Raw genomic sequence first — 13,608 nt, forward strand, 5'->3', positions numbered from 1 at the left:
CACTAGCTAGGTGGCCGTATTGCGACCAAGTCGCTCCTCGGATAAGGCAATTCAAGGACATAAGGGAAGATACGTTGACACTTGAGATTACATTTTCTCGGCTGGTTGATGTACCGGCTTCCGAGATTGCAAAGCATATGTCCGACCCGAGGGTTAGCGAACATATGCCGCTTTTGACGGGTGCGTGGGACACGGAGATGGCAATCAAGTTTGTCAAAATGAAAGAGGAATACTGGGCGCGGGATGGGCTCGGGCATTGGGCGTTTCAGTCCGACGGCAAATATGTTGGGTGGGGCGGTTTTCAGAAGGAAGGTGACGAGTGGGATTTTGGGCTTGTCTTGCGACCGGATGCGTTTGGCCTTGGTAGGCGCATTTCAAAGAAGGCTATAGATTTCGCCATCGCTGACGACCGCATTCTGTTTGTGACGTTTCTGCTGCCACCATCCAGGAAGAACCTTGGAGCGCTCGGAAGACTAGGTGCAGAGCACATTGGCGATGTCGACTACGAGGGAGAGAGGTTCCTGAAGTTCCGATTGGAAACGAAGTAGTCTCGCATCCGCTTAGCAGACGTTCATGCAGGTCGCAGCATTCGTCAATTTGGGCTCATTCCAGACTTTGGCTCCTCTAATTTGAATACTTCATTCGGTTGATGGTCGCCAAACAATGTCGATTGGCACTGGCAGTCCAGATTCAACCCCAAAGATGCGTCGTCACTTCGGAGCACAGTGTATTCCACATTTCGTCAAGATGCTCAGGCGAAAGACGCGCGTTTTGAAGCAGCTCAATGTCGGTTGTCGGCACTTCGCTCTCATTGAAGGTAGGACGATCTGCGCAACTCGCATGTGCCTGCAAAATCGTGGATAAGCGATCTATTTTTCTATCTTCAGCTTCAGACAACCACTGCCCAATTGGGATCGCCGCCAAAACAAGCCCCTACACCGAAATCGTCTTTCCAAACCAGTTCTTCAACTTTTAACTCCTACTCCTTTGTCGCTTGGATACGGCGACAGTTGGCCACGCCAATCGTCAGTCATCCGCCCTGCCCTCGTTTGTGTCGCTTCCATGTCGTGCTTGGATCAGAACTTTTGACGCCTCTCGAAAAAGTTGACTGCGGGATTTTCCGGTCTTTTCTTCAAGTGATTTGAGGATTCTCTGATAAGGTTTCAGGCACTGGTGGACGCATGTTCAAAGCGTGATGAGGCCTGATCTGGTTATATTGTCTAAGCCAAACATTGATCGCGACTTGCGCCTGCCTGATGCTGTGGAACCACTCACCATTCAGAACTTCTCGTCCCAGCGTTCCGTTGAAGCGTTCATTGTATCCGTTCTCCCGAGGGCTCCCAGGTTAGATCTACATCAGTCGGATGCCAACCTTTTTCAACCAGTCCTGCAGATGTGCGGCGATGAACTCTGGGCAGTTGTCGGACCTGACGGCTTGCCGCGTAAGAAATCCGCAAAATCAATTCAAGAAATTCAGCAATCCAGTATCACGAATTACGTTCGTCCATCTGCGGACAGATTCGGGTCTGGCAGTTACGTTTCAGTTCGCTGTTTCTGAGTACGCGCAAACTACATTATCAGATCATGGTTTTCTATCGTTAGGGAAAATCGAAAGCCCAAAGGCATGATCCAAAACTCTTGTCAAAATCACGATGACCCAACTAACCACCCAAATTACTGCAAGCACTAAAGGCAAGTACAGCAGCGGTAGAGCTCCCACGTACCAGTAATAAAACGCTGCAAAATATCCCGCATAGACGGCTATGCCGATCCAGAGCTTTAGCATACTCCAAATTAGGAACCACATACGCCACTCCTCAATAAAGCTACGACCAACACGAAATGTATCTTAAAACAGGTAGAGTTAAAACCGTCGATGCGCAATAGAATTGTGTGTGAAGACAACACCCAAGAGCCCACTACGAGATATCGTTGCACGCAACATGCGGCTACTTCGAGCAGAACGAAGTTGGTCCCAAGAAAGGCTGGCCGAAGAAGCGGGGCTGAATCGGACCTATCTGAGTGCCGTTGAACGTTCTGAGCAAAACATCTCGATTGATAATCTGTATCGTGTGGCAAAAGGCTTCGGTGTTGAAAGCTGGATCTTATTGAAGCCCACCGACTAAGACGAAACATTGCGCCAGCACCAAATCAACAGCACACCGAGCAATTCGACCACTCAACACCAAAAATCTGATATTAATGCGGTTGAAAAATCGACCGTTCACACCAAGCAGATGTGAAGGTTAATAAATCTTCTTGGAAAAATTCAATGAAATCATATCACAAAACAATCTGACCCTAACCTCGTCGAGGTTGTGCTCAAAGAATAACGAAAAGATCGCAGCGTCAAAAACAATCTGACAAACTTAACGAGGTCGGCAAGGGCCCACCCCGGGGGGCATGGGGACTCCCAACGATGGTGCATAGTGAGTCTTCAATATCTAGCGAAAAATATAGGAAATTGGTTCTAATTGGACGGAAACCCGACCTACAGCCCGTAAAGCAAGTGTATGTGTTTGTCACCAATACTGTAATCTCAGATTGGATCAGAAAGACGATCGGATTAAGTATCTATCTAATTTTGATTCTCAGGACTTTTTTGTTCATTAAGCCGAGTGATCGGCTGATCAGTGCTCACGCTCACAAAGTTCGCTCCGCACGGGTTTTTGACAATTTTCTCATCTTAAGAAGTTGGGGTTGTTAGGGGCAAAGCCCCTGACGCCTACGCAGTTTTCTTAACACATTGACTGAAACACTCATCTTCATAGTTACTTCGTTCTAGAAAAGCAGTCCAAAACTAGGAAATGCTTCAAAAACACCGTTCGATTATGACAAGCAAGGACGTTAGTTAGTCTATTTGGAACATTAGCCATTCGCAGAAGAACGCTAAGAAGCACTGGCAAAACCACAGCTATTGATTAGATTTTTTCGATAACGTATCAAATCTGTTTCCGCCATCAGAAAGAATACGTTAAATTATTGTTTTTAATTAATAAATTTTCAGATGTTTTGCAATATCCACTCCTTGTTCGTTGCAACAATCACTATGGGAACGCTCGAAATATCGAATAAATTCTTGGTCTTACCCTTGAAATTCTCAAGATCACTCCCATATAACAGTAGTCTGGCAAAGGATACCGCCCTTAGAACAGCTAAGTGCGCAAAGAACTCTTGCTCGGTTAAGTTTCATTTCAATAACATTTCTATACGGCTGAACGCCTGAAGCACCTTATTTTTATGGCGCTTGTGGCGCCTGTGATGCACGCCAAACGTATCAAAAATTCCGGCTTTGGTTTTCGCGCAGTCAGTTCGTCAGGCACAGCAATTAATCATATAAATCAATAGAAGGGCTTATTATGCCAACAGTCACAATTAAAGACCGTCCCTGTGGATGGGGCAAGACAACAGCTATGATCCAGTCATTTGAACCCGAGGAACGTTATATTGTTGTCGTTCCATTTTTGACTGAAACAGAAAGAGTAGAAACTGATGCCGCAGAAATTGGCATTTTGTTTTCTCGACCGGGTTTTGAGCATGGTGAGCCAATAAGCGGTACAAAGGGAGACCACCTGCGTACCCTAATCCAAGCCCGAAAAAACATTGTTTGCACACACGAACTCTTTTATCGGCTTGGCTCATTCGCCGCAGAACAAGTCCCGAAAGGCGTCAAACAAGTTTCCCCGCTCTGCGACTACCATCTCATAATAGATGAAGTCTTAAATCCCTTTGAACAGTTTCAAGGTGTGCGCGCGCATGAGTTTGATTCCGATTACCTAGGGCTTGGCCTTGTTAATATGGATCATACGGGTCTCATTCGAACGACAAAGGCCTGGGATGATCGCGTAGCGCAAGGCAGCAAGACCTTTGACCTCAATCTATATTACCGCGCTAAGTCTGGATCGTTGTACCAAACAAAAGGAAACCTCTTCGTTTCAACAATACCCCTTGAATTGCTGACGAAGCCAAAGTCAGTAACGGTCCTAACTTTTCTAAATGAAGGAAGCTTCTTTCGTTACTATCTTGAGCAACTTGCTCTTAGCAGAGAGGATGTTACCTTAGTCATCGACAAACTTCCTTCAGAGCAGATGAGAGCTTGGAAGAATGATGTTGCCAGCGCTCTTACCATTCTAAGTATCCCTGCTCTCGAAAGTACCGGCATGAGCTATACAGCTCAAACCAAGCATGTAAGTAAGTCAATACGCCAAAAAGTAGGCAACTCGGTTGGAGTGAGCCTTATGAATTTTAGAAGCAGAGAGCCCGCGATTAAGGACATTGCCGCAGAGAAGATAGGGCTTACTTGCGCAAAAATTAACTGGTTCTCTAACAAAGATGGTGAGAAGCCTCACAGTTCATATTGGTCGCAGAACAGCAGAATGTTTGGCCATCCAAAAAAGAAACAAAATGGGGCTTGGACGACAACTGGAATAAGCTGGATCGCTAACACTACTCGCGGTACTAACAAGCATTCAGATATTTCACACGCCATTTATTTGTATGATCAACACCCAAACCCCCAGATCGCCAACTTCCTTTCTTGCAAGCAAGATCCGAACTTCTGTGAGGCGTATGCCTTGGCTGAGCTAGTGCAATGGATGTTTCGATTTCAAATCAGAAAAGGCGGGTTCGGGAGGCTTGCAAACGGGGAATATGGGCAGCGCGGGAACCGTCAGACCACGACGATTTTCATTCCCTGCAATCGAATGCGCAATCTACTTATTGACTGGCTGACAAGCAGTGACATTTACCAACACGCTGACAAGACCTCGCTACTAGCAGCGTGAGCTCGTCATCTGGGCGGATTGCGGACTTTCGCTGCACGTGCGAAACTTTCCGACGTTGGGACCAAAGCAGACCCTCGGTTGGCCAAAGCCCGTCTCCGTTGGCAAAAGTCCACCACGATGGCGGTCGCTAAAATTCAAGACATCGTGCAAAATGCCACGCCGTATGACTACAACTCCAGGTTGCTGAACTTGGCGATTTATCTTGCCACAACAACAGATTTCGGAGACAAAATGTGGTAGCCATTGGGTGATATGACACTATTGGTGTCCGCATATGTAAAATGGGTCTTACGAACACCCTGATCGTTTGAGGTAAAGCATGGATCCTGTTTCAGAGGCGTTTTGGGCACTGCATTTCAGGACGGCTTTCTTGGAAAAGAAGGGAACTGAGTTCCAAGACTGGTTCGCCAAACTTGCGAGCGATGCGTACGGTGCCGACTTCGAAATCGTGCGGCCCTACGGCAATCAGGGCGATTGGAAGTGCGACGGGCGCTTGGTCAGCACTGGGACTGTGTTCCAGTGCTACGGCCCTGAAACGCCAACAGACAAAAAAACCATCGACAAGATTGATGAGGATTTTGCAGGCGCGATGGCCAAATGGCCGGGGTTCTTGAAGATCTGGGTCTTTGTTCACAACCACACTGGTGGGCAGCCACCGGCAGTTATAGATCATTTAGACAAGATGCGTATCGCACACCCGGATATTCATTTTGAAATCTGGGCAGAGTCTGAGCTCAGGGCACTTCATGGTATGGTGAGCGATGATGCAAAACTTGCGATGTACGGACCAGTACCAACTGCAGCCATCTTCAGCGCTCTGGTCCTACAAGACTTGCAGCCCGTCATTGATGTCTTGGAGAAACGAGAACTAGATCCGAACGATCCACTGCCTCCGCCCCCATCGTTGCTGAAGCTTGAGAAAAACGCATTATCCGATGAGGCGGCAGGGCTTATGCAACTCGGACGTCCGAAAACGCGATTGGTCGAGATGTATTTTCGTAAAACAGGCCCCGTTGAGCTGGGCGAAGAGATCGCAGAAGCCTTCCGCAAAAAATATGGCCAGCTAAAGGCCGTTGGCTTGGAGCCGGACCAAATTTTCAGCTACCTACAGGAATTCGCAGGCGTTAAAGGAGAGCCGAAGCGGCAAGCTGCAGCGATGGCCGTGATGACCTATTTCTTTGATCGGTGCGATATTTTTGAAGACCCAGAACCGGAGGCTGTGAGCGGATGATCTTGCCAACAAAGCATGTTCGTGCAGAGCGCGCCTTGATCGGTGTGGGTGCAGAGCTGCTCAACCTGTTGTGTGAGCCAATGACTGTGTCCCGGCTTTGGAATGAAATCAGAGATCGGCGTTCTGTTACGTCTCCGGATGCACCCATTGAATATAATTGGTTCGTTTTAGCGCTTGATCTGCTTTACATGATGGGTGCCGTTCAAACCAAGCACGGAACAGTGATGAAGGCAGACCAATGATCCGGCGCATGGGCAGCGATCTTGAGAGTTTTAAGACTCTGGAATTTGGACCCGGGCTCAACATACTGTTGGCGGACAAAAGTGAAGGTGCGACTGATCTCCAATCCCGAAATGGGGCTGGCAAGACGAGCTTTGTCGATACTGTGCATTTCTTGACAGGTGGGAAAGCTGGTCCAGACAGCATCTTTCGCTCTGATGAGTTGAAAAATTCCACATTCGACATGCAAATGGATGTTGGTGGTGATGAGGTCACTGTTGAGCGTTCGGGCGCAGCTCCCAGCAAGGTCTACTTGAATGGTCCCGTCGAGGACTGGCCGATCCCCCCAAGTTCGATGAGGACAAAGGTGTCTTTGCCATCTCCAATGCGAACTGGACCCATACACTTGGTGCGAAGTGGTTTGGTTTGGAAGCACCGCCGGACACTGATATTAAGTTTCAACCGACATTTAGATCCTTGTTTTCCTATTTTGCCCGCAGGCAATCCAGCGGTGCGTTCCAAGCGCCTACCCAACAAGCCGGTATGCAAGCAGTGTGGGACCAACAGGTCGCAATTTCTTACCTTTTGGGTATGGACTGGACCATCTCGCAGGGCTTTCAAGGTCTGAGAGAAAAAGAAAAAGTCGTGAAAAGCCTAGGTAAGGCAGCGCGTTCGGGCGAGCTTGGGCCCCATTTTGGGCGCGCGGCTGATCTGCGTACAAAACTTGCTGTCGTATCGCGTCGTGTTGAACAGGTCCGCGACCAATTGAACAGTTTTGATGTTATTCCAGAATATAGCGCACTCGAAGCCGAAGCCAGCGCGATCACCCGAGCGGTCAATGCGTTAGGAGATGAAAACTTCGTTGACCGCAGGTTGATAAGTGAGATCGATGCCACCCTTCAAGAAGAGGAAGCACCAGAAAGCGCCGATCTTGCCAAGCTTTATGCTGAAGCTGGTGTTATCTTGCCAGATTTGTTGAAACGCCGCCTGGACGAGGTCGAAAGCTTCCACCAAACTATCATTGAAAACCGTCGCTCGCACCTTGGGGCAGAGCATGCCTCAGCTGAAAAACGGATCGAAGACCGTGAGGCCAAAAAGCAATCTTTGGATGCACGGCGTCGCCAACTGATGGAAGTTTTGCAAAGCGGTGGAGCGCTTGAACAATATACGGCCATGCGCGAAGAGCTTGGTCGCGCTGAATCAGAGGTAGAAACAGTTCGCCAACGCTTAGAGACCGCTGAAATGCTTGAAAGCACGAAGGCTGACCTCGATACAGAGCGAAACCGTCTTTCCCAAGCGCTTCGCGACGATATCCATGAACGCAATGATTTGCTCAACGAGGCCATTATATCTTTTGAAGACCTGTCTCAATCACTCTACGAGCAGGCGGGAAGCCTCACGATCGATGCAGGTTCCGCCGGTCCAACTTTTGAGATCAAAATTGATGGTCAGCGCAGCAAGGGCATTACGAACATGCAGATTTTCTGCTTTGATTTGATGATGATGGAGCTGTCATCAAATAGTGGCCGTTCGCCCGGCTTCTTGATCCATGACAGTCATCTCTTTGACGGCGTCGATGAGAGGCAAGTGGCGAAGGCCCTTCAAGTGGGTGCAGCGCGGGCTGAGAGCAGTGGATTCCAGTACATCGTGACAATGAACTCTGACGCTATTCCAAGTGAAGGGTTTAAGGGTGGTTTTGATATCAATGCGCATGTCTTGCCTACGCGGCTTACAGATGCAACCGAAGACGGCGGCCTGTTTGGCGTGCGCTTCTAAATGGCTCCTATTTCTTAGGTGTGTAACGTCGCGAGCCTTTGCCAAAACGCGGCGAAGCGCCCGCAACGTCAGCTTTGAGGGAGGGACACCGCCGAATTGAGCGGTACCCAAGCTGAACGTCGCCAGCTGAGGCTCCGCTAGATTCAATCTGAATTTTTAAAATTGAGAAATCAATGGGCCCAGGATTCTTTCACTTTATCCGCCCATAGCTCTTGCCCGATGCGAGCGGAATTCAGAGCGTACAAGGGAAGGGCTGGCGTCTGCGCGCAATCTAGGGCGGATAGGTGGTCGCCCCCCTGCGCTCACGCCAGCACAAAAGGAAGAGGTGCGCTGGATGCGAGCAACGGGCAATCTCGGAGATCGCGCGGCTTTTCAAGATGAGGGAGCGGACAGTTCGGCGTACTCGAGCTCCAGATAGGGGTGCGTTCAAGAGTTCGAAAGCACCAAGAGATGTCTGAAGTAGATTAGCTTCAGAAATCAAAAATGCCTTAATGAAATAAGACTTGGGCGCATGCTCCTTTCAATAGGTCTCCGGAACAATCCGGCGTGGTTAGAGCATCGCTTTCCGCGCCCGTGATTTTTCTTCCTAACGGTCACCGAATTTGCTACTATGGGCTTAGCTATTTCAGCGTTTTAGACAATTTGCAGTACAAATCTGGTTTCACATTGAGGGGCCGTATTATGAAGTCATTTTTCCGTCTATTTTTTGCAATTGGGGTTGTTTTTCTCTCTGTTTTACAAGCTGATGCTCGCACTCAACGCATGGCAATTCCGTCAGGGACCTACACGGTGGGTGGGGGCGGAAGCGGCAAAATTCCTGCGTTTTGTGTGGACAGCGGGCGAGCTGCGCCGAGCGGGAAAATGTCTAACTTGTTGGGCTCAGGCGCACAGTCTGCGAAGGTCACAAGATTGTCCGACGATACTACGCTTTCCTTGACGGAAGCGTTGGCCGAAGGATGGTTAACGCTGAACGGAACTGGGTCGGCTACCGGTATCGACGTCATAGCGAATAGTAACAGCAGTTATCGAATTGATGTTGAAAACTCATTTGCTGTCTCAGAGGAGACAGATGAGCCAGTCGGAGACATAAACTCGACGCTGTCTTGGCTAGACACTCAAGATACTTCTAAGTTCGGAGGAGCGGGGCCCGTTTGGGATTATCGTGAGACAGCAGCTACTTCTGAACTGGGAGACTACAACAAATACTCGCACTTGTTTGGCAACGCAGAGAACCTTTTGGAGCTTCAACATAGAGTGCACGAGGCTGGGCCTGGAACCATCGCTTTGACCCATCGTCGGACAGATACTGACGCCTACGATAGGGTCGCGGTTACATCTGATTTCCAGATTAAAATTATTGCTGGAACCGATGCCGATCGAAAACTAATCGAGGGATTTGAGGATATCGGAGGAGTTTCCAATATCTGGCTTGCAAATGAACTCAACTTTGAGCAATTCCAGGTTCAGCCCTTTCAGACCTATGTCCGCGATAAGATTCGGATCGAAGAGACAAAATACTGGGAATCTGAAGCTGATAGCATCGAAGAACAACAGGCGCACGACAATTTCTATGAGTATCGGGCGAGCTATGTCGCGGCACAACGCAGTGCGGTAGAACTCGGGCTGGCACTATCCGCAGGGCAATTGGAGAGGGAGCTTGTGATAATGCCACTTCCAGAAGCAGGCTCTGGAGGTGGAGGAATAGTGTACCGCTTCGGTGTACTGGAAAGCTTCGACGGAGGTGAGCCGCCAAAAACTAGTGGATCGGATGGTGGGGGCGAATTGCCGCCCGGAATTAGGGCTGCTCTTGGCGGTTCCGGCCAACCACAAAGAATTGGTAGAGTTCGTCAGGAGAACCACGTGTGGACGGCGGTTTCAAGATCGTTGAGTGCTGTGGCAGGAATTGCAGCGAAGGTTGATTCATCTTTCAAAGTGGCATTCGGATCACTCATTGGTGCAGTGCGGCAAGATCAGACACGGCAAGAAGTTGTCGGTAGTGTTGAAAGGGCATTGGAACTCAATCGCGAAGCATACGAAGCCTATCCGACAATTGGCGAAGTCGAGGTGCAGCTTTGGTTTGATAGCGTAGAAGAGCTTAAGATGAGAGTTGCTGTAGTCGAGACAAAAGTTGGCATACGCTTCGCGGCACTAAATGAGTAATGAAGAGGAAAGGTTTTATGAAGTTGCGCCCATTGACCTTAAAACTAAACTCTTTGGCAAATCAAACTCCTGGGTGATTGTAGCGCTGCCAGATACAGAAGACCAATTCATCGACAGCTTGCGACGCGGCGGTGTGGGCGCACAGTCATCGCCTCAAAACTACTTTGACTCCGTAACCTTTGTTGAGAGATCATACCCGGAGGGGCATGTCTTGCATGGGGCTAGATATATCAAGCCAGAAACCGATCAAACTGGAAGAGCGATAACAAGGCCCCAGTATTACCAGTGCTATAATCTCAGACGTCATCAAGTGCTTAATCTCAAAGCTGCTGGATTGCGAGTGAAGCTCGGAGCGACGAAGCGCGATTTCATTGATGCAGCAGAAGCTGCTTTTGAAGATGGCGGGTTACTTTCAGTTCTTACACATTTTGAGGCATCGAGACGCCTGGAGTTCACCGACGGATACTTAGATATTTCTGAGATCTCTATGCTCCGGAGACCATCGGGTTCAGGGCTGCTTCATTTGTCCGTGTGTCGTGGGGCGGATAGTCTTAAGGCCATCAAACTTTCGCTTGGTAGCTCCGTCTGGGCTTGCGCACCCTTCGAAAAACTAAGCGCAAGTGCGGCGTTGCTGTACATGGTTGAGTTTTGGACAGGCATTACTGGAGCGCCTCAGACGCTTTCGAAACATCTGGAACGAGCGCAAAAAAAATTGACTGACGTAGGCCTTTTGGCCGGATCAAGAAATGGATACAAAAATATAACTTAGTTTTGGACGGTGACCATGACGGAAACAGCATTCAAAGTTCGTGAGCAGCTCGAGGTAACAGCCAACAAAATAAGAGAAGACGAAGGCCTCGAACGTGGCGCACCCATGGATTTAGGTGGTGAGAGTCCGGTCGTAGATGCCAATCTTCTAAATTTAGCGGATCGGTTGGACGAAACAAAGGGCTCTTTGCCAGCGCCTCCCAAGAGCGGTGCACTCTACACGCTGTTAATTATCGTCTTGGTAGTAGCCGTGCTTTTTCTGGTCACTTTATTCGTGGCACAGAATAATCCTAACTTGACCACGCTCCTAGTAGGGCAAGGTACCATATTCACTGCCCTCACGGCTTTGGCAACCTTCATGGCTCGTACTCACAACGCTTCAATGATTGCGTACAATGAACGGGCGTCTGAATGGATGCGAACGGATGCCGTAATCCGCATTACAAGAGAAATGGCACGAGGACAAAAATTACCTCCGCAAACAATGCTTGACCTGCTCAAAGCCTTTGAGACCGTTTACCCTCCAAACAAGGGACAAGCTGACACGTAACTGCACTCCAGCGTTGATGCCTTGGTGTGGCATGCCATCATCGGGTGGTCCGGAGACTCTGGGCATCGTAGCCGTCCGAGTTTGACGATTGCTCTTCAATGTCTGAGAGTCTGCTTGAAAACGATCGCTATCAATCGGGAGCATCATGCCGGACTACTCAAAAGATTGGCACCCTGGCAGTTTCACAAAGAACTTTGGCTGGGGGGAAAGATGGCCGAGGCCTTGCGGAGCTCCATCACGCCATCCAGGTAGGGTTTGGGAAAGCGAAGAGTGACATCCGGCGCGGTGATTTTCGTCAGCGTTTATCAGCACAAAGCAGGCACCGTTGTTCCGAGCCGTTATCACAAGGGGCGAAATCAGCGGTTGATCATGTCCGGAATGATCTTGAATGCATGCAGAAGTCCTTGTCTTACTCACTGTATTCCTCGTCAGCTTATTTTCATTCCTAGGACCGCGCATAATTGGCATACAAACCTCTTCCGCGACCGGAGGCGTCGTTGGCCCAATGGCAGCAAAGTCCCGCGGTCAGCAAATTCGCCCAAACTCAGAGTTCGTGCTCGCAGCGAAAGTCCGCTTTGTGGGCTGCGGACGCAGCATTTCAAGCTCACATCGAGTGACCGCAATGGGCCGTTGAAGATCGGCGTGTCCGAACGATGCTTCGATACGATCTCATTCTATTGAAATATGAACCTCTATTGGAAAGTGATCCGATCCAAAAGCAATCTCCGTAGATCCTCTAACAATCTTGGCTGCAGTCTCAACAATGATACCTTCTGACGCGTAGATGTTGTCAATTGGGGACGGTGCAAATCCTGCTCCCGTGTGGGTGGCTTCATCAACCTGCAGCAAGGGGGTTAGCGCAGCTCCACTTACTACTCCACTTTGCAAAATGTAATGGGTATCGTCGTATCCGTCTTTTGAACCACAGCTGTCCGGCACCTGCTGAGTACTGCAGCTTAAGGGCTGGGGCATGCAGTCTTCCGCCAAATCAGTTCCTACTTTGGACGCCTCGACCAAAGGTGTGTTAAAGTCTCCCGCAACTAATACTGCTTTTACTTCGGGTTTTTGAAGATCTGTAGAAACTAGCTGCATAAGGGCCGCAGCCGTATTTTCTCTTGAAACTGCCGTCAATCTGTGACCTTCGGTGAAGGCGGTTAGTGTCGCTTGCGTGTCTTTTGAACCAATCGATGGATTTGGGTTCGGCTGCCCATCAACTTTTTCACGAGCCAGGCTTTGAATGGCAGTTACGACACTGTGAGCTCTGTCTGCAGCTTCAGGAATCGTACGTTCGAAGAATCTTGCCGCCGAGAGTCCCTCGCCTAGGTCGCGAAGTTCACCACAAATCCTTGGAAGGTTTGACTTGAAGTGCACAGGGTAAATAACCAATCCATTTTCCAGTTCTACGCGCAGCAAACCCCTTGTGATCCGAACTTCAGCATCGTCGGCATCAGTAATGATATCAGTGGGCACTTCTAATGGAGTTATGCTCTCTGAGCCGCCGATCGAAATTTCTCCATCTGGAGTAATGATAAAAGGTCCATTTAGATCGGGATCGCCATTAAAGTCTCTAGGCTGAAATTCGTGCACAGATTTTATTGGAACGCTTGATATTACTGCTGTTTCAAGGCCGAAAAAGATGATTTCGTGATCGTCACCAAAGTCACTTACTGCAATGTAAGGCTCTTCCATTCCCATAAACTTTGCAACAAGCTGAGCAGATGCAAACGAGTTGATTTCTTGCAAGACGACGATGTCAGGTGTTTGTCCGTTTGGTACAGCCGCGACGCTAACTTGACGCTTCGCTATCTCCTCAACACTACCGACCTTGACGTTCCAATTTACAATTTTCAGTGTTTCCGAGTTGCAAGGTGAGCAGGTCAGAGCGACAAGCGCCAAAGCGGACAGCATGCGAGTAGGCATCTATTCTCTCCAATTTCAAAAAACCTAGTATGTCTGCAGTAAATCAGAACTCTATGTCACGGCAAAGACAATGTCTGTTCCAGTACATAGAGCTTGCACCGTTTAAATTTCTCGATGTGACGAAACTCACATTGAAGCAGACGCAGCGATCAAGGGCTTAATCCGCGGCCCATCCATCCAATGAGTGGTTGATCTTGCTG

The 13,608-nt window shown here is 49.0% G+C and carries 11 protein-coding genes; 9 read left to right on the forward strand and 2 right to left on the reverse strand.

The window, feature by feature from the left end; translation table 11 throughout:
• The first annotated feature begins 137 nt into the window (after window positions 1-137).
• Entirely contained in the window at window positions 138-548 is a 411-nt protein-coding gene (locus ACZ1G7_RS05255) for a GNAT family protein (protein ID WP_472663672.1), read from the forward strand.
• 584 nt (window positions 549-1,132) lie between these two features.
• Here ACZ1G7_RS05255 and ACZ1G7_RS05260 read toward each other — a convergent pair.
• Window positions 1,133-1,297 carry an integrase core domain-containing protein gene (locus ACZ1G7_RS05260; RefSeq protein WP_472663673.1) on the reverse strand — a complete coding sequence of 55 codons (165 nt, stop codon included), beginning with the start codon at window positions 1,295-1,297 and terminating at the stop codon, window positions 1,133-1,135.
• Between the two features lie 646 nt (window positions 1,298-1,943).
• Between ACZ1G7_RS05260 and ACZ1G7_RS05265 the strand changes: the two genes are divergently transcribed.
• The 8 genes from ACZ1G7_RS05265 to ACZ1G7_RS05300 all read left to right on the forward strand — a co-directional run bounded on the left by ACZ1G7_RS05265 (window position 1,944) and on the right by ACZ1G7_RS05300 (window position 11,488).
• A complete protein-coding gene (locus ACZ1G7_RS05265; protein ID WP_472663674.1) occupies window positions 1,944-2,126 on the forward strand; it encodes a helix-turn-helix domain-containing protein in 183 nt (60 codons plus the stop codon).
• Between the two features lie 1,233 nt (window positions 2,127-3,359).
• Complete coding sequence (locus tag ACZ1G7_RS05270) at window positions 3,360-4,784, forward strand: hypothetical protein (protein ID WP_472662784.1); 1,425 nt, start codon at window positions 3,360-3,362, stop codon at window positions 4,782-4,784.
• Between the two features lie 319 nt (window positions 4,785-5,103).
• Window positions 5,104-6,015 carry an ABC-three component system protein gene (locus ACZ1G7_RS05275; RefSeq protein ID WP_472662785.1) on the forward strand — a complete coding sequence of 304 codons (912 nt, stop codon included), beginning with the start codon at window positions 5,104-5,106 and terminating at the stop codon, window positions 6,013-6,015.
• Window positions 6,012-6,257 carry an ABC-three component system middle component 6 gene (locus tag ACZ1G7_RS05280; RefSeq protein ID WP_472662786.1) on the forward strand — a complete coding sequence of 82 codons (246 nt, stop codon included), beginning with the start codon at window positions 6,012-6,014 and terminating at the stop codon, window positions 6,255-6,257. The genes ACZ1G7_RS05275 and ACZ1G7_RS05280 overlap by 4 nt, the downstream gene beginning before the upstream one ends.
• Window positions 6,258-6,660: 403 nt before the next feature.
• Window positions 6,661-8,010 (forward strand): ABC-three component system protein, encoded by a 1,350-nt coding sequence (locus ACZ1G7_RS05285; RefSeq protein ID WP_472662787.1) that lies wholly within the window; start codon window positions 6,661-6,663, stop codon window positions 8,008-8,010.
• A gap of 681 nt (window positions 8,011-8,691) precedes the next feature.
• Window positions 8,692-10,170 (forward strand): hypothetical protein, encoded by a 1,479-nt coding sequence (locus tag ACZ1G7_RS05290; protein WP_472662788.1) that lies wholly within the window; start codon window positions 8,692-8,694, stop codon window positions 10,168-10,170.
• The gene (locus ACZ1G7_RS05295) at window positions 10,163-10,939 is read left to right on the forward strand and encodes a hypothetical protein (protein ID WP_472662789.1); all 777 of its coding nucleotides are present in this window, start codon (window positions 10,163-10,165) and stop codon (window positions 10,937-10,939) included. Before ACZ1G7_RS05290 ends, ACZ1G7_RS05295 begins: the two co-directional genes overlap by 8 nt.
• Window positions 10,940-10,954: 15 nt before the next feature.
• Window positions 10,955-11,488, forward strand: coding sequence for a hypothetical protein (locus ACZ1G7_RS05300; protein WP_472662790.1), 534 nt, complete (start codon window positions 10,955-10,957; stop codon window positions 11,486-11,488).
• Between the two features lie 669 nt (window positions 11,489-12,157).
• On the opposite strand, the gene ACZ1G7_RS05305 is transcribed toward ACZ1G7_RS05300, so the two are convergent.
• Complete coding sequence (locus ACZ1G7_RS05305) at window positions 12,158-13,408, reverse strand: endonuclease/exonuclease/phosphatase family protein (RefSeq protein ID WP_472662791.1); 1,251 nt, start codon at window positions 13,406-13,408, stop codon at window positions 12,158-12,160.
• Between the last annotated feature and the right edge of the window lie 200 nt (window positions 13,409-13,608).

The sequence above is a fragment of the Litoreibacter sp. JB4-2 genome (assembly GCF_055693445.1).